22 protein-coding genes and 1 riboswitch are annotated in these 24,631 nt (G+C 56.5%); of the genes, 19 read left to right on the top strand and 3 right to left on the bottom strand.

Translation table 11 applies throughout. The features are described from left to right. The first annotated feature begins 2 nt into the window (after positions 1 to 2). Positions 3 to 1,199 (top strand): diaminopropionate ammonia-lyase, encoded by a 1,197-nt coding sequence (dpaL, locus tag BQ2657_RS10000; protein ID WP_075580477.1) that lies wholly within the window; start codon positions 3 to 5, stop codon positions 1,197 to 1,199. On the opposite strand, the gene BQ2657_RS09995 is transcribed toward dpaL, so the two are convergent. Further along, entirely contained in the window at positions 1,157 to 2,818 is a 1,662-nt protein-coding gene (locus tag BQ2657_RS09995; RefSeq protein ID WP_143224875.1) for a hypothetical protein, read from the bottom strand. The genes dpaL and BQ2657_RS09995 overlap by 43 nt on opposite strands. 320 nt (positions 2,819 to 3,138) lie before the next feature. Between BQ2657_RS09995 and BQ2657_RS09990 the strand changes: the two genes are divergently transcribed. Continuing rightward, positions 3,139 to 3,723, top strand: a complete 585-nt coding sequence (locus BQ2657_RS09990) for a hypothetical protein (RefSeq protein WP_143224874.1) — start codon at positions 3,139 to 3,141, stop codon at positions 3,721 to 3,723. 128 nt (positions 3,724 to 3,851) lie between these two features. On the opposite strand, the gene BQ2657_RS09985 is transcribed toward BQ2657_RS09990, so the two are convergent. Continuing rightward, the gene (locus BQ2657_RS09985; RefSeq protein WP_075580474.1) at positions 3,852 to 4,514 is read right to left on the bottom strand and encodes a methionine ABC transporter permease; all 663 of its coding nucleotides are present in this window, start codon (positions 4,512 to 4,514) and stop codon (positions 3,852 to 3,854) included. Beyond that, positions 4,504 to 5,541 (bottom strand): methionine ABC transporter ATP-binding protein, encoded by a 1,038-nt coding sequence (locus tag BQ2657_RS09980; RefSeq protein WP_075580473.1) that lies wholly within the window; start codon positions 5,539 to 5,541, stop codon positions 4,504 to 4,506. The genes BQ2657_RS09985 and BQ2657_RS09980 overlap by 11 nt, the downstream gene beginning before the upstream one ends. Before the next feature lie 71 nt (positions 5,542 to 5,612). Then, positions 5,613 to 5,722: riboswitch (SAM riboswitch) on the bottom strand. 179 nt (positions 5,723 to 5,901) lie between these two features. Here BQ2657_RS09980 and BQ2657_RS09975 point away from each other — a divergent pair. The 17 genes from BQ2657_RS09975 (at position 5,902) to nadC (ending at position 24,606) form a co-directional block, all read left to right on the top strand. Beyond that, the gene (locus BQ2657_RS09975; RefSeq protein WP_075580472.1) at positions 5,902 to 6,765 is read left to right on the top strand and encodes a LysR family transcriptional regulator; all 864 of its coding nucleotides are present in this window, start codon (positions 5,902 to 5,904) and stop codon (positions 6,763 to 6,765) included. 113 nt (positions 6,766 to 6,878) lie between these two features. Further along, positions 6,879 to 8,825 carry an oxidoreductase gene (locus BQ2657_RS09970; RefSeq protein ID WP_075580471.1) on the top strand — a complete coding sequence of 649 codons (1,947 nt, stop codon included), beginning with the start codon at positions 6,879 to 6,881 and terminating at the stop codon, positions 8,823 to 8,825. A 237-nt stretch (positions 8,826 to 9,062) separates the two neighbouring features. Continuing rightward, on the top strand, positions 9,063 to 9,365 hold the full coding sequence (locus BQ2657_RS09965; protein WP_075580470.1) for a YerC/YecD family TrpR-related protein: 303 nt from the start codon (positions 9,063 to 9,065) through the stop codon (positions 9,363 to 9,365). Then, positions 9,362 to 10,537 carry an ATP phosphoribosyltransferase regulatory subunit gene (gene hisZ / locus BQ2657_RS09960; RefSeq protein ID WP_075580469.1) on the top strand — a complete coding sequence of 392 codons (1,176 nt, stop codon included), beginning with the start codon at positions 9,362 to 9,364 and terminating at the stop codon, positions 10,535 to 10,537. Before BQ2657_RS09965 ends, hisZ begins: the two co-directional genes overlap by 4 nt. A 12-nt stretch (positions 10,538 to 10,549) precedes the next feature. Continuing rightward, positions 10,550 to 11,200 carry an ATP phosphoribosyltransferase gene (gene hisG, locus BQ2657_RS09955; protein ID WP_075580468.1) on the top strand — a complete coding sequence of 217 codons (651 nt, stop codon included), beginning with the start codon at positions 10,550 to 10,552 and terminating at the stop codon, positions 11,198 to 11,200. After that, on the top strand, positions 11,197 to 12,546 hold the full coding sequence (hisD, locus tag BQ2657_RS09950) for a histidinol dehydrogenase (protein ID WP_075580467.1): 1,350 nt from the start codon (positions 11,197 to 11,199) through the stop codon (positions 12,544 to 12,546). The genes hisG and hisD overlap by 4 nt, the downstream gene beginning before the upstream one ends. Positions 12,547 to 12,635: 89 nt before the next feature. After that, entirely contained in the window at positions 12,636 to 13,787 is a 1,152-nt protein-coding gene (locus tag BQ2657_RS09945) for a pyridoxal phosphate-dependent aminotransferase (protein WP_075580466.1), read from the top strand. A 19-nt stretch (positions 13,788 to 13,806) separates the two neighbouring features. Next, a complete protein-coding gene (hisB, locus tag BQ2657_RS09940; protein ID WP_075580465.1) occupies positions 13,807 to 14,394 on the top strand; it encodes an imidazoleglycerol-phosphate dehydratase HisB in 588 nt (195 codons plus the stop codon). Beyond that, positions 14,395 to 15,009, top strand: a complete 615-nt coding sequence (hisH, locus tag BQ2657_RS09935; protein ID WP_075580464.1) for an imidazole glycerol phosphate synthase subunit HisH — start codon at positions 14,395 to 14,397, stop codon at positions 15,007 to 15,009. It abuts the gene before it with no gap. Beyond that, positions 15,006 to 15,734 (top strand): 1-(5-phosphoribosyl)-5-[(5-phosphoribosylamino)methylideneamino]imidazole-4-carboxamide isomerase, encoded by a 729-nt coding sequence (gene hisA, locus BQ2657_RS09930; protein ID WP_075580463.1) that lies wholly within the window; start codon positions 15,006 to 15,008, stop codon positions 15,732 to 15,734. The genes hisH and hisA overlap by 4 nt, the downstream gene beginning before the upstream one ends. 4 nt (positions 15,735 to 15,738) lie before the next feature. Continuing rightward, on the top strand, positions 15,739 to 16,497 hold the full coding sequence (gene hisF / locus BQ2657_RS09925; protein WP_075580462.1) for an imidazole glycerol phosphate synthase subunit HisF: 759 nt from the start codon (positions 15,739 to 15,741) through the stop codon (positions 16,495 to 16,497). Beyond that, a complete protein-coding gene (gene hisIE / locus BQ2657_RS09920) occupies positions 16,494 to 17,144 on the top strand; it encodes a bifunctional phosphoribosyl-AMP cyclohydrolase/phosphoribosyl-ATP diphosphatase HisIE (protein WP_075580461.1) in 651 nt (216 codons plus the stop codon). The genes hisF and hisIE overlap by 4 nt, the downstream gene beginning before the upstream one ends. Positions 17,145 to 17,177: 33 nt before the next feature. Beyond that, positions 17,178 to 18,521 (top strand): phosphoglucosamine mutase, encoded by a 1,344-nt coding sequence (gene glmM, locus BQ2657_RS09915; RefSeq protein ID WP_075580460.1) that lies wholly within the window; start codon positions 17,178 to 17,180, stop codon positions 18,519 to 18,521. A 404-nt stretch (positions 18,522 to 18,925) separates the two neighbouring features. Continuing rightward, positions 18,926 to 20,755 (top strand): glutamine--fructose-6-phosphate transaminase (isomerizing), encoded by a 1,830-nt coding sequence (glmS, locus tag BQ2657_RS09910; RefSeq protein WP_075580459.1) that lies wholly within the window; start codon positions 18,926 to 18,928, stop codon positions 20,753 to 20,755. Between the two features lie 382 nt (positions 20,756 to 21,137). After that, positions 21,138 to 22,043: a quinolinate synthase NadA gene (gene nadA / locus BQ2657_RS09905; protein ID WP_075580458.1), complete on the top strand. Its 906-nt coding sequence runs from the start codon at positions 21,138 to 21,140 to the stop codon at positions 22,041 to 22,043. A 126-nt stretch (positions 22,044 to 22,169) separates the two neighbouring features. Next, positions 22,170 to 23,789 (top strand): L-aspartate oxidase, encoded by a 1,620-nt coding sequence (locus tag BQ2657_RS09900; protein WP_075580457.1) that lies wholly within the window; start codon positions 22,170 to 22,172, stop codon positions 23,787 to 23,789. Then, positions 23,767 to 24,606, top strand: a complete 840-nt coding sequence (gene nadC, locus BQ2657_RS09895; protein WP_075580456.1) for a carboxylating nicotinate-nucleotide diphosphorylase — start codon at positions 23,767 to 23,769, stop codon at positions 24,604 to 24,606. Before BQ2657_RS09900 ends, nadC begins: the two co-directional genes overlap by 23 nt. Positions 24,607 to 24,631: the final 25 nt, after the last annotated feature.

Here is a 24,631-nt window from a genome sequence, read left to right as displayed (position 1 = left end):
CGATGGAGAACGAAATCAAGATCGTGACCCGGAAACCCAGCGGGAAATGTCAATGGGACGGGCTTTTTACCCGACAGGCAGCAGAAACGGCCCGGAACTTCCATCGGACTATCCCAGGATATGCGCCCACGCCCCTGGTGGATTTGAAGGGATTGGCAAAACACTTGGGGCTGGAGGCGTTCTATGTGAAAGATGAAAGCTTCCGGTTCGGCCTCAATGCCTTCAAGGGACTGGGAGGCAGTTTCTGCGTGGCCCAAGTCCTGGGAGAGAAACTGGGGATCCCCATAACAGAAATGACCTTTGCCCTGCTCCAAGATCCTGCAGTCCATGCAAAGATCAAAGACCTGTGTTTTGTGACGGCCACCGACGGGAACCACGGCCGGGGCATTGCTTGGACCGCTCACTGCCTGGGAGTGAAGAGCCGGGTATTCATGCCCAAAGGAAGTTCCCGGGAAAGGCTGGAGAACATCCGGGCTTTGGGCAGCGATGCCTGTATCACGGAATTCAATTATGATGATACGGTGCGCCATGCTGCTCGGGTGGCGGAAGAAACTGGCGGAGTATTGGTCCAGGATACGGCTTGGGAAGGATACGAAACCATTCCCGGGTGGATCATGGAAGGGTACACCACCCTGGCCCTGGAAGCGGCAGAGGCTCTATCCCAGCCTCCCACCCACATTTTCCTCCAGGCGGGAGTGGGGGCCATGAGTGGGGCACTCACCGGATTCTTCGCCGATTATTACGGCAGCCAGAAGCCCGTGATCACCATTGTGGAACCCAATCGGGCGGACTGCATCTTCCGTACTGCTGCTGCCGGGGATGGGAAGCTCCACACTGTGACTGGGGCATTGGACACCATTATGGCCGGATTGGCCTGCGGGGAACCCTGTACCTTGGGCTGGGGGGAACTGGCAGCTCATGCCGAGCATTTTGCTTCTGTCCCTGATTGGGTGGCGGCCCAAGGCATGCGGATCCTGGGCGCGCCGGTCCCCGGGGACCCCAGGGTGATTTCCGGAGAAAGCGGAGCGGTGACCAGCGGCTTTGTCTGTGAACTGTACCGGAACAAAGAGCAGGAACCCCTGAGAGAGGAGCTGGGCCTGGACAAAGATTCCCGGGTCCTGTGCATCAGCACTGAAGGCGCTACGGATCGGGAGAGCTACCGGCGCATCGTCTGGGATGGAACCTGGGCAAGAGGCTGAGTTTCCCCTGGCTGTGCAATGATTTTGGGAGCAGTTCCTGCATTTCCCAGGTCCTCTGTATCAGCACAGAAGGGGATACGGACTGGACCCAGGAAGGCAAATCCTCTGGGAACGATACTGGGCAAGAAGCTGAGCTCCACCGTCCGTGGTCCAATTCCATACTTGCTTCCTTCCTCAGATGTCGGTCTGGGGCGGAAGTTGTAGTTGATTCCCCCTAACGCTGCGTAAATTTCATATCTGTTCTCGGGTTCGCGGATCATCCGGTTGAGTTCCAACTTCAGCCGGATGATCCTTTGCATCTTTTCGGTCAGATCCTGTGCCTGCTCCAGGGCGTCCAGAAAGGGATCCCCGGCATCAGCAGGATCGATCCATTGATCCTCCAATAATCCTCTGCAGTCAGTACCATCCAAGCCATCTTTCTCTAATTCCGCCAAGTCGATGGCCGGACTGAGCAGCTGAGAAACACATTCCTTGTAACGGACATCTGCATTCAGGTTTATTCTTTCTTTCTCTCGGATGTCATTTATCTCATGCTTGATCCTTTCAGCACGCTGGGCAAGAAGATAATAGGCGGCTGCGAGCTCCTTCCGGTCCTGGAGGCCGTAAAGCCGGGAAGTATACAGCTTTTCCTTTCCCTCTTTTCCCATGATCACTTTTAATCGATTGTAGAGGATCTCTGCAGGATCATAGGTGATCAACGTATCTGGCGATGGGGTATTTTTATAATCCAGGATGGCGTTCGTCAGGGGCCAATATCCGTATTTGATGGCTTTATACAGTTTCCGGTGCAGGGGACTGTACCAGCGGCCCCGAAGTTCAGGGCTTATATCTTCCCCGTGCGACACGTCTGCCAGCAGGTCTTCTTCCCACAGATAAAAGCTGGGGTGACGGGGATCGTTGGGCGCGGCAGGGACCAGGGAAAGGCTGCCCTCGAAGGAACCCTTTACAATCCAGGCATCAAGAGCTTTCCGGCTGGGAAGCTCCAGGAGCTCCTGGGCTTCTTCCGACGTGTAGAGCTGCTGGAGGATGATTTGGAGATAATCATATTTCCTTTTGCCCAGGAAGGACCAGTCCTCCTGATGCCACCGAAGAGCTGCTTCTTTGTGGTTGGTGGATATTTCACCGGCCTTTATCCTGAAAAAATATTCCACATACAGCTGGGCCAGCCGGTTGGCATCATATAATTGCTTATGTCTGTCATTGGGTTTTGGCTTTTGGAAACTGTTCTGGTAGGGGGACAGGAATTTCGCTAAGGTATTGCTATCGCTATTGTTGTTGTTGATAAAATGTCTCCTAAAAAATCCCTTGACGTTCGGATCCTGGAAAATATCCAAAGAATTTTCAGGATGGTCCTTTTCTTCCGGTCCTTTTGGTTTATCTTTGAGACAAAGATCTTGCAGATATTTTTCTCGAGCCTTCCGCTGTTTGCCAAGATTCTCATATGCTGGATATTCCGTGAAACCGGTGTACAGCCAGGGATGGACAACTGGGCCGCAGAATTTTTTCATCAAATCTTCCAAAGGCAGCCAGCATTCGTTGATTGCAGATTGGATGGTCATGATGTTCTTATCTGGATCAGGAAGGTCGATAACGTCTTTCCTTGTCTGTCTCATAGTCATGATGTTCACCTCAGGAAAAAATAAGGAAAATGGCTATTTTACCTTTGTCTGGAAGGATCCGGCCGTGTATAGTGGAGGCAGCAATAATAAAGGAGTGGATAAATATGGAAAACAGTAATCTTCTGAACCACATGAGGATCTTCAATGGTACCCCGCACCCAATCCGTCTTTTTCGCTACCAGGAGTACCCGTCTCACAACCGAGGCCTGAAGGGGCATGGGATTGCCTGGTATCTGGCAGATTTTCAGAGGGATCCGGAAGTAGACATGGAAATCCCCGAGGATCATCCTCTCAGTGTATCCGGGGGGAAGCATTCTTTTATGGACAAAGAGCATCATGTGGCACTGCCCAATGGCATGGATCCGGATATGGAATTCGATAGCCCCGCTGGGTGGTACGATGTGGTCGTGGTAAGCAGCCGATATGCCAAGGTCGCAGGAACCCAGAAGGGCAGTATGGATCCCTTTTATCTGGACAGCCTGTACCTGGCTGAACCCCTGTATAAGGGCGACCCGGATGAAGACCCCTTTGCCAGGAGGATAGGAACGGCCTTTTTGTCCAAATTCAAGCATCCGCTGCCGCCAGCTGCTTATCTCCAGCGGCTGGATCCCCATTCCTCCCTGCTCCAGTCTCCTTCCTGGGGAAATGAACAACAGTTGGGACAGCAGCTGGCTTCCTATTGGAAAGATCCTTTGAACGCAGGAGTTTCGCTGGCAGGGATGATCGCCAGCCAAAAGGTGTTTGATCCCCAACAGGATCCCCGACAGGGCAGCAGCTGGCAGGATTACCGGAATTGGAGGATGCTCTCCGGCGCAGTCGGCCAGTTCCTGGAGTATCGGGAAATGGAACAGCAAAAAATCTTCAGCCAACCGGCATTCGTCTATTGTAACCAGGCAGGAATCTGAAGAGAAATAAAAGAAAGATCCGTGATTAAAAAATTTTAAGCAGAGTGCAGGGCAGTTTAGGAATCCTGCAAATACTATTATACATGAAAGAAAGGGGCCGTTGTACGTTCTGTGCAACAGCCCCTATCCTATTTGATTTTCGTCTTATTCAATTTAGCCGAGATCCGATTCCCGATGGTCTGGACCACCTGGACCAGGACAATCAGCACGATGACCGTGGCCACCATGGTGTCCGCCTGGAACCGCTGATAGCCGTACCGGATGGCCAGGTCTCCCAGGCCGCCGCCGCCCAATGCTCCGGCCATGGCACTGGAACCGATCAGGCTGATCACTGCCAGGGTGATGCCCAGCACGATGGAATGCATGGCTTCCGGCAGCAGCACTTTCCAGATGATCTGCATGGGACTGGCTCCCATGCTCTGGGCTGCCTCGATGACCCCTGGATCCACTTCCAGGAGGGAGGATTCGATGATCCGGGAAATGAACGGGGTACAAGAAATGGTCAACGGGACGATGGCAGCGGTGGTCCCGATGGAAGAACCGACGATCAGCCGGGTCAGGGGGATGATGGCAACCATGAGGATGATGAAAGGCACGGAACGGAGGGCATTCACAATGGAGCCCAGGGTTTTGTGGAGGGCAGCGTTTTCCTTGATGTGCCCTTTCCCGGTAATGGTCAGGATCACCCCTAGGGGGATGCCGAAGAGGGATGCAATGGCAGCGGACAGGGCCACCATGTAAAGGGTTTCCCCCAGGGCCTTGATCAGCAGATGGATCATATTAGGAGACATAACCGATCACCTCATCTTTTACTTTTCTTTCATGGAGGTAATCCAGGGCCTTTTTCAGATGGGCCTCGTCACCTTCCACTTCAATGAGCAGGGTCCCGAAGGGGGTATCCTGCAGGGTCTCGATATTGGCCGTGAGGATGTTCACATTGGTATCGTATTGTTTGATCAGCACAGAGACGATGGGTTCTCCCGCACTGTCCCCGATGAAGCTCAGGCTCACCAGGGCCTTGTCCCCAGGCCGGTATTCCTTGTGGATGTCCAACTTCTTGACGAAATCCGGCAGGTCATTGTGCTGGATGCTGGCTACGAATTCCTTGGTGGTAGCCTTCTGGGGATTGGTGAAGATATCCACCATGGAGCCCTGTTCGATGATCTCTCCGTTTTCGATGACGGCCACTCGGTCGCAGATTTCCTTCACCACGTTCATCTGGTGGGTGATCATGACGATGGTGATGTGGAGCCGTTTGTTGATGTCCCGGAGCAGGGAGAGGATGCTTTCCGTGGTCTGGGGATCCAGGGCAGAAGTGGCTTCGTCGCACAGGAGCACTTTGGGATCGCTGGCCAGGGCACGGGCAATGCCTACCCGCTGTTTCTGCCCGCCGGAAAGCTGGCTGGGGTAGTGGTCGGCCCGGTCACTGAGCCCGACCAGTTCCAGCAGGGGGGCCACCTTCTTTTGGATGGAAGCCTTGTCCATGCCTTGGATTTCCAGGGGGAAAGCGATGTTGCCGTAGACCGTGCGGCTGGAGAGCAGATTGAAATGCTGGAAGATCATGCCGATATTCTGCCGGGCTTTCCGCAGCTGTTCTTCTCCCAGGGCGGTCATTTCCTGGCCGTCCACGATCACTTTGCCGCTGGTGGGCTTTTCCAGCATGTTGATGCAGCGGACCAGGGTGCTTTTGCCGGCCCCGGAAAGGCCGATGATCCCGAAGATCTCGCCTTCATTGATGGTCAGGTTGATATCCTTCAGGGCGTGTAGGTCCCCTGAAGCTGTATGATAGATCTTTTCGATATGCTGCAGTTCTATCATGGGGGTTCACCTCCGTAGAAATAAAAAAACCTCTTCATCTGATGTGAAGAGGAATCAGTTGGGCTTACTCATCTTCATCTTTCAGGCACTGCCTGGTGGACTTAGCACCGTTCAGCCGGCTGCGCCGCTGATGGTTGCCGTAACTTCATTGGGCCAGTCCCTCCGTTACTCTCGATGAAATCAATGCGCTTTAAATGATACCGTATAAAGTACAGTTTGTCAATGGGGATTGGGGAAACCTAGTAAAGAGACTCAATTCACCCAACCGCCTAGCTACTGAATCGCTTAGCCTTCTCTATCCTCCATCCGTTGACACCCTACTCCTCCCGTGTTACAATCCTCCCCAAGGAGGGAAGAAGCATGGATACCAGGGCCATCCGCTGTTTCCAGCAGGTTTATGAAAAGAAAAGCATCCATCAGGCGGCCAAGGTGCTGTTCCTGACGCCCCAGGGGGTGAGCCGGATCATCGGTGTGCTGGAAGGGGAGCTCCAGGCCAAGCTTTTTGTCCGCACTCCCAAAGGGATGGAGCCTACCCGAGAGGGAGACTATTTCTATGAACACAGCCGTTCTTTCTCCGCCCAGCTGCTCCGGCTCCAGTTGGGGATCCAGGAAATGAAGCGACAGCAGCAGGGACTGCGGATGGGCTTCGCCTGCGGGGTCCTCCATGTGATTTCCATAGGGAAGCTCCAGGAGGCGGCTGCCCAGCATCCGGAATTCCGGCTGGAATGGGTGGAGGATTTCAATGAAAATATCCTGCGGCTGCTCCAAGAAGGGACCCTGTCCTGCGGGTTCTGCGTGGGGACGCAGGCTCCGGAGGGGTTCTTTCGCCGAGAACTGTTCCGGGCGCCGGTGGGAGCAGTGGTGTACCCAGGGCATCCTCTCTATGGCCGGGACAGCCTGTCCCTGGAAGACTTGAAAGGGGAGCCCCTCTTGTGCCTCAACGAACATTTTTCCATTTATCACAATGTGGCGGAGCGGTGCGGGGATTTTGGCTTTACGCCTCATTTTGCGGTGAAGACCATGGAAAGCAGCCTGATTTACCAGTTCTGCAGGGAGGGTCGGGGCATCGGCATCGATGCGGCCATCCATCCTGTAGAAGCTCCTCTCCGACAGATCCCTCTCCGGGAAACCGCCCCTTGGCAGGTGTTCTTTGTGTGCCCCCAAAACCGGGCGGAAGACACCCTGTTCCAGGAGCTGCTGGCGGTTTGTCCCCGACTGGTATAATCTATCAACAATTTATTGATACCTACTGCCGCTTCCTTGCTGGACGGCAGTCTCTTTTTTATGATAGGGTGGAAGACAGATACAATAGAAATGATTTTTGAGGAGGCAATCACATGCAGCGCAAATTTCCCCATCTGTCCAGCCCCATCACCTTGGGACGCACCACTTTCCGGAACCGGATCTTCTCCGCTCCCATGGGAGGTACGGACATCACCAATGACGGATGCATCGGCCCTAAATCCACGGCCTTTTATGAACTCCGGGCCAAAGGAGGAGCCGGGGCGGTCACAGTTTCGGAACTGATGGTCCATCCGGCCACCGACGGCTCCCATGCCTACCATCTGGATGAAAGCATCCTGAATTCCCTGGCCTGCGCCACCTATACGGCAGACGCCATCCGTCGGCATGGCGCCATCCCTTCCCTGGAACTGTCCCATTCCGGTCAGTTTGCCGGTACCTACATGACGGATAAGGAAAAGCAGCACAGCCTCCATCAGTGGGGCCCCAGTGACGGAGTCCGGGCCGATGGGGTTCCGGTGCGGGCCCTGACCCAGGAGCTGATCGATGACATCGTGGCTGCCTACGGCCATGCTGCTGGCCTGGCCAAACGGGCGGGCTTTGAAATGGTGATGATCCATGGAGGCCACGGCTGGCTGATCAACCAGTTCCTATCCCCCCTGTTCAACCACCGGAAGGACGGATACGGCGGCTCCTTGGAAAACCGGGCCCGGTTTGCGGTGGAAGTCCTGAAATCGGTGCGGGCTGCGGTGGGGCCCTTTTTCCCCATCGAGTTCCGGATGAGCGGGGCGGAATTTGCGGAAGGAGGCTACGGACTGGACGAAGGGGTGAAGATTGCCCAGGCCGTCGAACCCTATGCGGACCTGATCCATGTATCCGCCGGCACTTACCAGAAGACTTTCGGGATCACCCATCCCTCCATGTTCGAGGACCACGGCCGGAATGTGTACCTGGCGGCGGAAATCAAGAAGCATGTAGCAAAACCGGTGGCTGCCATCGGGGGGCTCACGGACCCGGCCATGATGGAAGAAATCGTCGCTTCCGGAAAGGCGGATGTGGTGTACATGGCCCGGCAGCTGCTGGCAGATCCGGAAACGCCCCGGAAAATCGAAGAAGGCCGGGAAGAGGAAATCGTCCATTGTCTCCGGTGCTTCACCTGCATGGCGGAACGGGCGGCCACCGGTACTCGCCGGTGTACGGTGAACCCCTTCATCGGACGGGAACTGGACGGGACGGAAGTCCAGCCGGCACCGGTGAAGAAGAAAGTGGTTGTGGTGGGCGGAGGCCCTGGGGGCCTGTACGCCGCCTATACCGCTGCCCGCCGGGGCCACCGGGTGATCCTGATGGAAAAAGAAGGGGAAGTGGGGGGCATCCTGAAAAGTGAGCAGGCCATTCCCTTCAAGAAAGAGATGTACCAGCTGGCCCATACCTACGAACTGCTGGCCCGGAAGGCAGGAGCGGAGATCCGGCTGAACACGGAATCCACCCCGGAAACGGTGGAGGCGGAAAAGCCCGATGCCCTGATCATCGCTGCTGGCTCCACGCCTCTGGTGCCTCCCATCAAAGGACTGGACGGGGACAATGTGGTGATCGTGAACAACTACTACAAGGAAAAAGACAAAGTGGGGGACCATGTGGTGGTGTTCGGCGGCGGCCTGGCCGGGTGTGAATGTGCCATCCACCTGGGCCAGGAAGGAAAAAAGGTGGAAATCGTGGAAATGCGTCCCACCCTGGCCCCCGATGCCAATGTGCGCCACCGTCCTTTGCTGCTGGCGGAAATCGCCAAAACAGCCACGGTCCACACGGGATACAAAGGGGTAGAAGTGACCCAAAAGGGTATCCTCTGCACCGATCCTTCCGGAAAGCAGGTGTTGGTGCCTGGGGATACGGTGATCTGCGCCCTGGGCCAGCGGTCCCGGACGGATGTAGTGGAGGCTTTGCGGAACAGTGCCCCCTTTGTCAGGGTCATCGGAGACGCAGCACGGGTGTCCACCATCACCAATGCAGTGTATTGGGGACATTGGGCAGGGATGGATATTTGAGGTCTCGGGTCTCGAGACTTGAAACCGAGCCGCTATGCGGCTCATGAGACCGGGCTGTTGCACATTACGTGCAGCAGCCTCTTTTTTAATGGAGAAAACCGCATAAAAAATTTTCACAAATTCCCAAATACTACTTGCATTTATCGCATCATCGTAGTAAAGTATTAAATCAGTAAAGCAATTGTTCCGGAAAGGTCCGGAACGGCAAAGATTCCAGAAAAGAAAGGGGTTACGATCATGGTAGCCGGATTGAATGAACGGGAACTGAAACAGCTGGCCAAAGCCTTTACCCTGCTGCAGGATGTGGACGGCAGCCTGGCCTTCCTGGAAGATATCTGCACCCCCAATGAGCTGAAGGCATTGAGCCAGCGGCTGGAAGTGGCGGTGCGTCTTCATCGCGGCGAGAACTATGCGAAGATCGTCAAGGATACGGGCGCCAGCAGCACCACCGTATCCCGGGTCAATCGTTGTCTGAACTATGGAGCGGGAGGGTACCGTACCCTGATCCCCATCTTGACTGAAGGAGCTAACGAGAAATGAGCAACAGTACTGTACTGCGGATCCCTTACGGGACCAAAGATATCCTGCCGGGAGATGCCCGGATGAAACGGGAGCTGGAAGATCGGATCGCCGGGAATTTCCTTTCCTGGGGCTACGATGAAGCCATCACCCCTACCATCGAATACGCCGATACTTTTGCCCTAAGCGGGGCTGGCATCAGCGATGAAAGCATGCGGTTCATGGACCGGAACAACCGGACGGTGATGCTCCGGAGTGAAATGACTACCCCTCTGGCCCGGATGGTGGCTACCCGGCTGAAAAACGATAGGGGCGTGAAGCGGCTGTTCTACATCGCCAATGTGTTCCGTCACGAACAGACCCAGGCCGGCCGCCAGTGCGAATTCTCCCAGGCGGGAATCGAGATGATCGGGGCGGAAGCCCCCATGGCAGATGCGGAAGTGCTGGCCCTGGCCGTCAGCAGCCTGAAAGCCGCCGGACTCCAGGATTTCCTCATCAGTATCGGTCACAGCGCTTTCCTGGCTGGGCTCATGGAAGAAGCCAAGCTGACGGAGAAACAGGCGGACTTCGTAAAGACCATGATCCTGAGCCACAATGCAGTGGGCTTAGAAGAAGCGGCAGAACGGTTCATCCCCAAGGAACTGAAGGACCTGTTCCGGGATCTGCTCTATCTCCAAGGCGGCCGTGACCTGCTGGATACCCTGGAAACCCGGGTGAAGAATCCCAAGAGCCTGGATGCCCTGAAGAACCTGAAAGCCATCTATAAACTGGCAGAATCCTATGGGGTGGAACAGTACCTGTCCTTCGACCTGTCCCTGATCCGGAACTTCGATTATTACACCGGCATGGTGTTCGAAGCTTATGCCCCCCAGATCGGGTTCAACATCTGCGGCGGCGGGCGTTACGACCATATGATGGAAGCTTTCGGGGATCCAGAACCAGCGACGGGGTTTGCCATGGGCATCGACCGGATCATCCTGTCCCTGCGCCGGGACGGCCGGTTCAACCGAGAATCCAAATGGGATATTTACGTAGCCTGGGCACCCGGCTGCCAGGGAAAAGCCATCCAGAAGGCCATCGAGCTGCGCAAGGGCGGCAAGAACGTAAAAGTGGCTACCAATGCCCTGACCCCGGAAGAAGCAGCCAAAGCCTGTGCGGCCAACCGGTGTGAAGCCGTAGCATATGTAGGATAGGAGAGAGACGGAATGGATTATTTGACAATCGCCCTGCCTAAGGGGAAACTTTTTGCAAAATCTGTGGAACTCCTGGCCAAAGTCGGTTATGCGGCGGAAAATGTGGTGGAAGATTCCCGGAAACTGGTCATCACCAACGAAGAGACCAAGGTGAAGTTCATCATCGTCAAGACCGTGGACCTGCCCACCTATGTGGAATACGGAGCGGCGGATATCGGCATCATCGGCAAGGATGTGCTCAATGAGGAACGGAAGGACATCTACGAACTGCTGGATATGGGCTACGGGGGATGCCATCTGATGATGGCGGTGCCAGAAGCCAAGGTACTGCCGGAAATCACCGATTACGCCCATATGCGGGTGGCTACCAAGTATCCCAAATGCGCAGCGGATTTCTTCGACAAGCTGGGGATGCAGATGGAAATCATCAAACTGAACGGTTCCATCGAACTGGGGCCCATCGTGGGGCTCAGTGAAATGATCGTGGATATCGTCCAGACAGGCCGTACCCTGAGAGAGAATCATCTGAAGGAAGTGGCCACGGTATTCCCGTCCACGGCCCGTCTCATTGCCAATAAAGTCAGCTTCAAGATGCAGTACGACCGGATCCGGAAGCTAGTAGAAGATCTGAAAGTAGTCCTGAAGGAGGAAAAACCGGAATGAAAGTCTATGATGAAAGAAAAAGTACGGCGGAAGAGATCAGCCGTCTCTTGGAAAAGAAATCTTTTGATGAAGTGAAACTGTCCCCGAAAGTGGCGGCAGCCGTAGAAAAAATGTTCGGCCGGCCTCTCACCGCAGCGGAAGAAGTAGACATCATCGTCAATGATATCCGTGCCAAAGGGGATGCCGCCCTGTTCGAATATACCAAGAAGCTGGATGGAGCGGATCTGACTCCCGCCACCATCCGGGTGACGGAAGAGGAATTTGCGGAAGCGGAAAAGGCCGTGGATGAAAAGACCATGGGCGCTATCCGCCGGGCCATCGCCAATGTGCGGAAGTTCCATGAGGAACAGCTGCCCAAGACCTGGCTCACTCCCCGGGCTTATGGGTCCTTCCTGGGCCAGAAGATGACCCCGGTGGACAGCGTGGGGATCTACGTCCCCGGCGGCACGGCAGCTTATCCTTCCAGCGTGATCATGAACGCAGTGCCTGCCAAAGTAGCGGGAGTGCCCCGGATCGCCATGGCAGCTCCTGCCGGCCGGGATGGGAAGATGAATCCCTATGTACTGGCCACTGCCAAGGAAATCGGCATTACGGAAATCTATAAGATGGGCGGGGCCCAAGCCATTGCAGCCCTGGCATTCGGGACAGAAACCATCCCCAAAGTGGAAAAGATCACCGGCCCCGGGAACATTTTCGTGACCCTGGCCAAGAAAGCGGTTTACGGACATGTGGACATCGACATGCTGGCCGGCCCCAGCGAGATCCTCATCGTGGCGGACAAGACCGCCGATTACCAGTACTTGGCGGCTGACCTCTTGAGCCAGGCGGAACATGATCCTCTGGCCTGTGCCATCCTGATCACCGACGATGAAGGATTGGCAAACAAGGTGGCGGACGAAGTGGAAGTCCAGCTCCAGAAGCTGCCCCGGAAGGAAATCGCTGCCCAGTCTTTGGCCGTCCAAGGGAAGATCATCCTGGCCAAGGATATGGACACCGTGGTGGAAATGGCCAACATCTCCGCACCGGAACACATGGAAATCAACACCAAAGAACCTTTTGCCCTGGTGCCCAAGATCCGCAACGCCGGCGCCATCTTCTTGGGAGCCTATTCTCCAGAACCTCTGGGGGACTATTACGCCGGCCCCAACCACATCCTGCCCACTGGCGGCACGGCTCGGTTCTATTCCGTGCTGAATGTGGAAACCTTTATGAAAAAGACCAGCATCATCTCCTATACCAAAGAAGCCCTGGCGGAAGCCGCTGACGACATCATCGCCATGGCAGAAGCGGAAGGGCTCCAGGCACATGCCAATGCCATCCGGATCCGGAAGGAGAAACAGCTGTAAAACGGTCAGCTGGCCGTTGACTATTGACTGTAGACAAAAGTGTGCTGCCGGTGCAGCACGCTGCAATCAATCAATGAGGGGGAGCTGTTATGAGTAATATCCTTGCCCGGGAGAGCCTTTCCCGGATCGAAGACTATCAGGTGGAAACGGTACCTGATGCAGATATTGTTGTCAATGCCAATGAGACCAACTGGGACATGACTCCAGAGATCCGTCTGGAACTGGGGAGCCGGCTGGCGGGACATGCCTTCAACCGGTATCCTTCCATGCATGGGGAAGATCTCTGCCAGGTCATCGCCGACCGGCTGGGATTCGATCCCAGCCAGGTGGCCATCGGCAACGGTTCCAGCGAACTGTTGGAAAAAGCCTGCTACGCTTTCGGGGGTGCGGGCCGGAAGATTGCTTCCGCCAATCCTTCTTTTTCCATGTACCAGACCTATGCCATCCTGGCGGACAGCGAACCGGTGCTGTTCCCGCTGACGGCGGACGGATATGTGGATCCGGATGGGGTCATCAACTTCTGCCGGGAAGAAAAGCCGGCCCTCCTGATCATCTGCAATCCCAACAATCCCACCGGGAACTTCAATCCCAAGGCTGGTATGGAAAAAATCATCCGCAGTGTGGACTGCCCGGTGATCATGGATGAAGCCTACATGGAATTTGCGGTGGAAGAAGGGAAGATGGAAGACCTGAGCACCCTGTCCCTGGTGAACCAGGTGGACAATCTGCTGGTACTGAAGACCTTCTCCAAAGCCTACGGCCTGGCCAATCTCCGGATCGGCTACGGCATCGGCAGCGCTCCTCTGATGAAGATCCTGAAAAAAGTGCTGCTGCCCTATACGGTGAACGGGGTGTCCATCCTGACGGCAGAACTGCTCTACAGCAAGCCGGATGTACTCCGGGAACGGGTGAATGCGGTGCTTAGTGGACGGAAATATCTGCGGGAGCATCTGGAAGCGCTGGGCTTCCGGGTCCTGCCCAGCGCCACCAACTTCCTCCTGGCCCTGCCGGCTGGGAAAGCCCTGGAAAGACTGGCCGTGAAAGCCAAGGCGGACAGCCTGCCCAGTGCGGAAAAAGCCATGGCCGCCGGCGGATACTTGTTCCGGGAACTGCTGGCCCGGAAGATCCTGGTGCGGAACTACTCGGGGAATCCCCGGCTGCCGGGGGGCCTGCGGATCACTGTGGGCACGGCGGAAGAAAATCCCCTGATCATCGGGGCTGTCAAGGATATCATCCAGTAAGCTGAGGGAGGCCATGGATATGCGGCAAGGGAAAGTGGAACGGAATACGAAAGAGACCCAGATCTGTGTGGAATTGGATCTAGACGGCACCGGCAAGGCAGATATCTCCACCGGAGTAGGGTTCCTGGATCATATGCTGACCCTGCTGGCGGTCCATTCTTTTATGGACCTGAAGGTGCGGGCCCAGGGAGATCTGGAAGTGGACTGCCACCATACAGTGGAAGATGTGGGAATCGCTTTGGGCCAGGCCATTGCCCAGGCCTTGGGGGACAAAAAAGGCATCCACCGGTACGGCAGCTTCCTGCTGCCCATGGATGAAGCCCTGGCAGAAATCGCCCTGGACTTTTCCGGACGGCCCTACCTGGTGTGGAACGCCGAGATCATTCCCCGGGTGACCTTGGGGAATTTCGATACGGAGATGGGAGAAGATTTCTTTCGGGCTCTGGCCATGAACTGTGGCCTGACCCTCCACATCAATGTGCCTTATGGGAAGAACACCCACCATATGCTGGAAGCCATCTTCAAGGGTGTGGCCCGGGCCATGAGCCAGGCCGTAGCCCTGGATCCCAGGGTCCATGGGGTGATGAGCAGCAAGGGGGCATTGTAAATGGACAAAGATACCATTGTGATCATCGATTATGGACGGGGGAATCTGCACTCCGTATACAACGGCCTTCTGAAAGTGGGAGCGTCCCCAGTTGTTTCCGGAGACCCCAAGGTCATCGCTGAAGCCCCTCGGGTGATCCTGCCCGGGGTGGGGTCTTTCGGGGACTGTATGGATACCATGCGGAGCCGGGGCCTGGAAGAAGCAGTCCAGGAAGCCCTCCACAGCGGCAAGCCCTTCCTGGGCATCTGTCTGGGCGAACAGCTGCTCTTTGAAGGCAGCGAGGAAGCGCCGGGGGTGAAGGGCCTGGGCTATTTCAAGGGCCAGGTGAAGAAGATCGTCACTGGATACAAGATCCCCCATATGGGATGGAACCGGATCTCTACGGTGAATCCGTCCCCTTTGATGGAGGAAGCGGACGGGAAGTATGTGTACTTCGTCCACAGCTTCCATGCGGTGCCTGATGATCCTTCCATCATTACCTCCGTCTGCGATTACGGGACCCAAATTACGGCCAGCGTGGGCCGGGGCAGCGTACAGGGCTTCCAGTTCCATCCGGAAAAGTCCTCATTTGCCGGACTGGCCATGCTGAAAGCCTTCAAGGAGTGGAAACTATGAACATCTATCCAGCCATCGACCTGCGGGGAGGCAACTGCGTCCGCCTGGTGAAAGGTGATTTTTCCAGAGAAACAGTGTACAGCACCGATCCTGGTGCCATGGCAAGACAGTGGGCCCAGGCAGGAGCCAGCTGCATCCATGTGGTGGATCTGGACGGTGCAGTCGCCGGGGAAAGCCGGAACCTCCAGTCCATTGACGCCATCTTAAAAGAGGGCGGCATCCCCATCGAGGTGGGGGGCGGCATCCGGACTATGGAGCAGATAGAACGGCTGCTGGACCGGGGGGTGCACCAGGTGATCCTGGGGTCTGCAGCGGTGAAGGACCCAGATCTGGTGAAGGAAGCTTGTGAAAAGTATCCGGGCCGGATCGTGGTGGGCATCGATGCCAAGAACGGGGACGTGGCAGTGGAAGGCTGGGAAGCCAGCGGCCATATCCAGGCAGAAGACCTGGCCCGGAAAATGGCGGAAGCAGGCGTCCGGCGGATCATCTTCACGGACATTGCCCGGGACGGCATGCTCAGCGGGGTGAACGTGGAAGCCACCGTGAAAGTGGCCCAGGCTTCCGGTCTGGCGGTGACAGCCAGCGGCGGAGTGGCCAGCCTGGAAGATTTGAAAATTTTGAAAAAAAGAGAAACAGATGGCATTGAAGGGTGTATTATAGGTAAGGCGCTGTATACTGGCGCCATTGACCTTCGCCAGGCTGTAGCGATTGCGAAGGAGGCGTAGAGCCATGCTGGCAAAACGGATCATTCCCTGTCTGGACGTAAAGGATGGACGGGTGGTAAAGGGGACCAATTTCGTCAGCCTCCGGGATGCCGGAGACCCGGTGGAACTGGCTTCCCTCTATGAAAAGGAGCAGGCCGATGAGCTGGTGTTCCTGGATATCACCGCTTCTTTGGAAAAGCGCAAATCCATGGTGGAAACCATCGAACGGACGGCCCGGGAAGTGTTCATGCCTTTGACGGTAGGAGGCGGCATTTCTTCCATCGAGGACATGCGGGCCGTGCTCTTGGCCGGAGCGGACAAGACCAGCCTCAATACCGCGGCAGTGAAGGATCCCAGCCTGATTTCCCGGGGCGCAGAAGCTTTCGGGAACCAGTGTGTGGTGCTGGCTGTGGATGCCAAACGCCGGGGAGAAGATTCCTGGGAAGTCTACATCAACGGGGGACATACGCCCACCGGGCTGGATGCCTTGGAATGGGTGAAAAAAGCCGTATCCCTGGGGGCGGGGGAAATCCTCCTGACCAGCATGGATGCGGACGGCACCAAGGATGGCTTCGACATCCCGCTGACCCGGAAGGTGGCTGAAGCGGTCCCTGTACCGGTGATCGCTTCCGGCGGGGCCGGTTCTTTGGAAGATTTCTATGAAGTCCTTACGGCCGGCAAAGCCGACGCAGCTCTGGCCGCTTCCGTATTCCATTACAGGAAATTCACGATCCGCCAGGTGAAGGAATACTTGCGGAGCAAAGGAGTGGAAGTACGGTTATGAAAATCGATATCAGCAAGCTGAAGTTTGACGACAGGGGCCTGATCCCTGCCATCGTCCAGGATGTGAAGACGGACAAGGTGCTGATGCTGGCTTACATGAACGGCACCAGTCTGGCCCGCACGGTGGAAACCGGCTATACTTGGTTCTGGAGCCGGAGCCGGCAGGAACTGTGGAACAAAGGCGCTACCAGCGGCCATACCCAGAAGGTGTACAGCATCACCTATGACTGCGATGGGGATGCGCTCCTGGTCAAGGTGGAGCAGAAAGGCGCTGCCTGCCATACGGGGAACTATTCCTGTTTCTTCAATCCCCTGTGGAACAGTGCCTCCGGGGAAAGCCTGCCTGTGGCTGACAACCGGCTGCCCCAGGTGATCAACGAATTGTACAAACAGATCGTCTGTTACCAAGAAAAACAGAAAGAGACTCGGAAGCTGCTGCCGGCTCCCAGCCAGGACAATCTCCTGGCAGAATTGGGCGCCAATACCACCCGGACCATCCTGGCTTCCAAGAACAGCGACGCGGACCAGGTTGTTTACGAGATGGGGGATTTATGGTATCATTGCTTAGTGCTGTTGGCTTACCATAACATTACTCCCGGTGAAATGCTGGTGGAAATGGCAGGCCGTAAAGTAGAAGAAGAAAAATAAGCAGCAAAATCCTATACAAGCTGGAGGGCTCTGATGGCTAGAATGTTTGGAACGGACGGCGTCCGCGGCGTCGCCAATGGTCCTGTACTCAATGCGGAACTGGCATACAGGCTGGGCCGTGCGGCGGCTCAGTATTTCGGACGGGAGGTGAAGACACCCAAGATCCTGATTGGACGGGATACCCGTCTTTCCGGTACCATGCTGGAAAGCGCTTTGGCGGCCGGTATCTGCAGCGCGGGAGGGAACGCCCATCTCTTGGGGGTGATCCCCACACCGGCGGTCTCTTATCTCACAGAAAAACTGGAAGCCAATGCAGGGGTGGTGATTTCCGCTTCCCACAATCCCTTTGAGGACAACGGGATCAAGTTCTTTGCCCGGACCGGCTACAAACTGCCGGATGCAGTGGAGGACGAAATCGAAGCCATCGTGAACCAGCCGGTGGATTATACCCAGACGGTGACTGGGTCCAACCTGGGACAGGTGATCCAAGAACCGGATATGGGCATGCTGTATGTGAAACATATCGTGGACAGCTCTGATGTGAAGCTCAATGGGCTGAAGGTGGTCATGGACTGTGCCAACGGGGCCAACAGTGAGATTGCACCGGCCATCCTCCGGACTCTGGGAGCCCATGTGATCCCCATCTTCCATGAACCCAACGGGATCAACATCAACAACGGCTGCGGTTCCACCCATCTGGAAGCCCTCCAGGCCAAGGTCCGGGAATTGGGCGCTGACTGTGGCCTGGCCAACGATGGGGATGCGGACCGTCTCCTGGCTGTAGATGAGAACGGGGAAGTGCTGGATGGGGACCAGATCATGCTGATCTGCGCCCTGGACCTGATGAAGGCCGGCAAACTGAAGGACAATGTGCTGGTCACCACGGTGATGAGCAATGTGGGCCTGGCCAAGGCCATGAAGGAACATGGTGGCTCTACGGTGAAGACCTCCGTGGGAGACCGGTATGTGCTGGAAGAGATGCTGAAGCATGATTACAAATTGGGGGGCGAACAGTCCGGCCACATCATCTTCGGGGACCTGGTACGCACCGGGGACGGGATGATGACTGGGGTGAAGCTCCTGAGCAGCCTGGTGCGCCACAACCAGACCTTGTCCCAGCTGGGGGCCCTGATGGTGAAATATCCCCAGACCCTGCTCAATGTGCGGGTGAAGGACAAGAACGGCTGGCAGGACAACCAGGCCATCGCACAGGTGGTCCGTCAGTATACGGAAGAACTGGGGGACGACGGCCAGGTACTGGTCCGGGCCAGCGGTACCGAACCCTTGATCCGGATCATGGCCCAGGGCCCCAACCAGGTGGAACTGGACAATATCACGGAAGCCATTGCGGAAGTGGTACGGAAAGAGCTGGCATAAAGAAAAGAGACGCTGCTGAGGCAGCGCCTTTTTTTGTCAGCTGTCAGCGGCCGTTGACAGCTGACCGCTGACGGGGATGCTGCTCATGCAACACCCCCTTCCCAGTTGACCCCATGTCCAAAACATAGTATGATAAAGTATCTGCAGAAACATGCTCTCCGGGCATACCGGACTGGAGGGCCGCTCGTTTTTGAGGGGGAACGGGCCAGGAGATTTCTGCAAATCTTTGAGCGCAGGTGCCAGGCATGGCCTGGCCGACGAGGAAGAGGTCCATCGAGTCGTCAGCGGATGCCTCTCGGTAAGCTGCAGACCGTAAGCTGTCCTACAAATCCCTCCGGCAACGGAGGCATACAGAAGGGACCGCGGCAGACGGTAACTACAAAGAATCGCAGGAGGGCACAACTATGTGCGGAATCGTAGGATATATCGGACGCCATCAGGCAACTCCTTTTTTGATGGAAGGCCTGAGCAAACTGGAATACAGAGGGTATGACTCTGCCGGCATCGCCGTTTACAACAATGGCAAGATCGATGTTGAAAAATGCGTGGGCCGGCTGGATGCCCTGCGGCAGAAAATCGTAGGCCATGAACCGGCGGGCACGGTGGGCATCGGCCATACCCGCTGGGCTACCCACGGGAAACCCAGCGATATCAACGCCCATCCCCATACGGATGAAAGCGGCCAGTTTGCCGTCGTCCACAACGGCATCATCGAAAATTATATGCCCCTGAAGCAGGCTCTGCTGAAGAAAGGCCATCACTTCCGTTCCGAAACCGATACGGAAATCGTAGCCCATCTCATGGCAGATCTGTGGGACGGGGATTTTGAAAGCACCGTCCGGAAGGTGCTCCACACCATCAAAGGGTCCTATTCCCTGGTGTTCCTCTGCGCCAAGGATCCCAGCAAGTTGATCTGCGCCAAGAAGAACAACCCGCTGGTCATCGGCCTGGGCAAGGGCGAAAATTACATTGCTTCCGATATCCCGGCCATCATCAGCAAGACCCGGGATACCTATATCCTCAGCGATGGGGAGATGGCCGTGGTGGAACCGGACCGGGTCACTGTCAAAGACCTGGAAGGGAAGAAAATCGATAAAAAAGTCTTCCGGGTCACCTGGAATGCGGAAGCAGCTGAAAAGGGCGGCTTCGAGCATTTCATGCTGAAGGAGATCTACGAACAGCCCAAGGCCGTCCGGGATACCCTCCGGGGCCGGGTGAGCAAGGAAAGCGACAAAGTGGTATTCAGCGAACTGGGCTGGACCGCTGAGACCCTGAAGGACATCAAGAAGATCTTCATCGTGGCCTGCGGCACGGCCTATCATGCGGGGATCGTGGGGAAATATTACATCGAGAAGATGGCCCGGATCCCAGTGGAAGTGGACATCGCTTCGGAATTCCGCTACCGGAACCCTATTGTGGACGAAAGCTGCCTGTGCATTGTCATCAGCCAGTCCGGGGAAACCAGCGATACCTTGGAAGCCCTGAAAGAAGCCAAGCGCCGGGGAGCCAAGACCATGGCCGTAACCAATGTGGTGGGTTCTTCCATTGCCCGGGAAGCCGACCAGGTGGTCTACACCTATGCGGGACCGGAAATCGCCGTGGCTTCTACCAAAGCCTACACCACCCAGCTCATCGTCATGCTGCTGCTGAGCATGTATGTTTCCCATATCAGAGGCAAACTCAGTGACGAACGGCTCCATGAACTGATCCAGAGCGTCCTGGCGGTGCCGGAACAGATGCATGAGATCCTGGACCATGTAGACCAGATCAAAGTCTACGCCACCAATTATGCCAACCGGGAAGACGCTTTCTTCCTAGGCCGGAGCCTGGATTACGCCGTGGCCCTGGAAGGGGCTCTGAAGCTGAAGGAAATCTCCTACATCCATGCGGAAGCCTATGCCGCTGGGGAACTGAAGCATGGGACCCTGGCTCTCATCACAGAAGGGGTTCCAGTGATCGTCCTGGCCACCCAGTCCAATATCTATGACAAGACCATCAGCAACCTCCAGGAAGTGAAGACCCGGGGTGCCATCGTGATCGGCATCGGTATGGAAGGGGATACGGAACTGGCCAAACATGCCAATAACGTGATCATCATCCCCAAAGCCGATGAAGACCTGGCTCCCATCCTGGCCGTCATCCCTCTGCAGCTGCTGGCCTATTATGCGGCCCTGGCCAGAGGCTGCGACGTGGATAAACCTCGGAACCTGGCCAAGAGCGTGACAGTGGAATAAATTCATAAGGATAAAATGCTCCCCGCGGGGAGCATTTTTTTATGGAAAAGGTCACGGGTCGTGAGTCGCGGGCTTGTTGGTGGAGAACGAAAATCCGGTTTTCCAGATTTCATTCGATTTTCTCTCATCATTCTATAGAAAAAGGACAAACAACTTGAACGTCCAGGCTCGCGACCCGAGACTCGTGCCCGTGACCGGGGGTGTGGATCCATTCACACCCCCGCCTTGCACTTTCTCCGGAAAACAGCTACAATGGATTCATTGCATTATCTATTGACATCTGTTGACATGACAATAAAGGAAAAATCGTGTATAATGTACCCAATACTTCGGAGCGGTGCCTTGCTGCGGCATCCTCCGTTTCTCAAAGGAGACCTGACCCATGGAAGACTTGTTCGATGCCATCATCCGTTTGAAAAAAGAACGGAATGCTGTGATCCTGGCCCATGTATACCAGCCGGAGGAAATCCAGGAAATCGCGGATTTCTGCGGTGATTCTTTTGCCCTGTCCCAGCAGGCCGCCCAGACCGATGCGGATGTGATCGTTTTCTGCGGGGTCCGGTTCATGGCGGAGACTGCCAACATCCTTTCCCCGGAGAAAATCACCCTGCTGCCGGCCATCGACGCGGGCTGCCGGATGTTCGACGATACCTTGGAAGCGCGGGTAAAGGCTTTTCTGTCAGACCATCCGGAATACAAAGTGGTTTCCTACGTGAATACCCCGGCCAGCGTCAAGGCCCTCAGTGAAATCTGCTGCACATCCTCCAATGCGGTGAAAGTGATCGAAAGCCTGCCGGCAGAGCAGCCCATCCTTTTCGTCCCGGATCAGAACTTGGCCACTTTTACGGCGGAAAAGACCCATCACACCATCCTGCCCTGGCGGGGAGCCTGCCCCACCCATCATGCGCTCAGCGTAGAGGAAGTGGAAGCAGCCAAAAAAGAACATCCGGCGGCCAAAGTGCTCATGCACCCGGAATGCCGGCCGGAAGTCCGGGCCCTGGCGGATTATGTGGGCAGCACCATGGGCATCATCCACTATGCGGAACAAAGTCCGGAAGACGAATTCATCATCGCCACGGAATGCGGGGTGCTGACCCAGCTGGAATGGAGCTGCCCCCACAAGAAGTTCTACATGGCCGGCGGCAATCTGCTGTGCCCCAATATGAAAAAGACCACCTTGGAACTGGTGAAGCGTTCCCTGGAGACTTTGGAACCCCGGATCGTGGTGCCGGAAGAAATCAGAGTGAAAGCCCGGACGGCCTTGGAACGGATGCTGGAAGTGAAGTGAACTGAACTGGCTGTCAGCGGCAGCTGCGTTTCTCTTCAAGGAACCCGTCGATCGGGTTCCTTCCCTTGTCCTACCAGCTGTAACAGGCTGCTGCTCAGGCGGCCACTTGTAAAAGGAGGATTCCTCATGGAAACCTATTGGACGCAATTTGATACGGCGGATGCGCCGGTGATTGAAACGGATATCTTGGTAATCGGGTCCGGGGCTGCTGGGCTCCAGACTGCCTGGTCCCTGGCGGAAGCCGGACGGGAAGTGCTAGTGGCGGTCCGGGATGAGCTCCAGGACAGCAATACCGCTAAAGCCCAGGGAGGCATTGCTGCAGCCCTGGGGAAGGACGATGATCCATCCCTCCATTACCAGGATACCCTGGTGGCCGGAGCCGGCCTGACCGATGAAAAGATGGCAAAGATCGTAGTGACGGAAGGTCCTCAGGCGGTGCTGGATCTGCTCCATCACGGAGCGCAGTTCGACCGGAACCCGGATGGGACCTTGGCACTGGGACGGGAAGGCTGTCACAGCCGGAACCGGATCGTCCACGCCAATGGCGACAGCACCGGCGCGGAAGTCTCTCGGGCCCTCCGGGCGATCGCCGGCCGGGAAAAACGGATCCGTACCTTGGAACACTGCTATGTGACGGATCTTTTGGTCCGGGACGGCATCTGCTGGGGTGCTATGGCCCTCTATCAGGGAAAGATGCTTCATATCCGGGCCCGGGGAACAGTCCTGGCCACCGGGGGCGTGGGCCGTCTCTTTGCCCATACCACCAATCCGGAAGGGGCAGTGGGCAGCGGACTGGCCTTGGCCTACCGGGCGGGGGCGGAGCTGATGGATATGGAGTTCGTCCAGTTCCATCCTACGGCCCTGGCCATCCCCGGCCATCCCAGCTTTTTGGTCTCGGAGGCGGTCCGGGGCGCCGGAGCCCTTTTGTACAATACAAGGGGAGAACGGTTCATGCCCGGATACCATCCCATGAAGGAACTGGCTCCCCGGGATGTGGTGGCCCGGGCCATAGCCACGGAAATGAAGGCGTGCGGCAGTGACCATGTACTGCTGGATGCCACAGTCATCGACCGGGTGGAGGAAAAATTCCCCATGATCTTCCGGACCCTGCTGGAATATGGGGTGGATATGCGCAAAGAGCGGATCCCCATTGCGCCGGCTGCCCATTATATGATGGGCGGCATCCGCACCGATGCCTGGGGCCATACCAGTATCCAGCGGCTGTACGCCTGTGGAGAAGCGGCCTGCACCGGGCTCCAGGGGGCCAACCGGCTGGCCAGCAATTCTCTTTTGGAGGGACTGGTGTTCGGACGGAGGGCGGCCCAAGCCCTGTGCAAGGATCTTCCGGCTGGCCAGTCATTTGCGGAAGAAAGCGATTGGCAGTCTCGGCTCCAGCCCTGGGAGATTTCCCCAGGAACCCTGGAGGCAGACCGGAAGGCTCTCCAGGAAATCATGAGCCGGCAGCTGGGCATTGCCCGGGACCGGGAATCCATTGAAAAAGCCCTGGATGCCCTGGCAGCCATCGGCAAAAAATATGAAGGGGCAGCGGCTTCTGCCAGCGCACAGCTGGACCTTAAGTCTCAGCTCCTGGTTTCCCGGCTCATTGCCCAGGCAGCCCTTCGGCGGGAAGAAAGCCGGGGTGCCCACTATCGTCTGGATTATCCGGAACCGCGGGAATGCTGGAAGCATCACAGCATCGAAGAACTTCAAGGAGGCGCACCCCATGTACAGCGGAACATTGGATAAACAGCTGGAAGAATGGCTGGCAGAAGACATCGGCAGCGGCGATTTGACCAGTGAGGCCCTGCTGCCTCCGGAAGCGGTGACCTGCGGCATCATCCATGCCAAGGATACCGGGGTCCTGTGCGGGATGGAGGCGGCCCGGAAGGTCTTTGCCAAAGTGGATCCCCGCTTGGAATTCAAAGCCTTGGCCAAAGACGGGGACCTGTTGGAACCGGGCACTCTCATTGCCGAAGTCAGCGGCTGTGCCCGCAGCGTGCTCATGGGAGAACGGCTGGCCCTGAACCTGCTCCAGCACCTTTCCGGCATCGCTACCCGGACCAAAAAGCTGGCAGATCTGGCCAAACCTTACGGTACCCGGGTGGTGGATACCAGGAAGACTACTCCGGGGCTGCGGTGCCTGGAAAAATATGCCGTCCGCACCGGTGGGGGCCACAACCACCGGTTGGGGCTCTATGATGCCATCCTGATCAAAGACAACCACATTGCCGTGGCCGGTGGCGTAAAAGAAGCCCTGGCCCGGGCCAAAGCCTATGCCAGCCATATGACCAAGATCGAGATCGAAGTGGAAAGCCTGGCTCAGGCCAAAGAAGCCTTGGAAGGGGGGGCCGATGTGATCATGCTGGACAACATGGCTCCGGAAACTATGAAAGAATGCGTAAAGATGATCGCTCACCGGGCGGTGGTGGAAGCTTCCGGCGGCATCGATGAACATAACTTGGCAGCCGCTGCGGCAGCCGGCGTGGACGTAATCAGCATCGGAGCCCTGACCCACAGCGTAAAAGCCCTGGACATCAGTTTGGATGTGGGGGAGATAAAATAACAGGTGGGTCGCGACTCGTGACCCG

Source organism: Acidaminococcus massiliensis, from assembly GCF_900095825.1.
GTDB classification, from domain to species: Bacteria; Bacillota; Negativicutes; order Acidaminococcales; family Acidaminococcaceae; genus Acidaminococcus; species Acidaminococcus massiliensis.
Note: the sequence above shows the minus strand (reverse complement) of the source record. Positions and strands in the feature narration are given on the sequence as shown.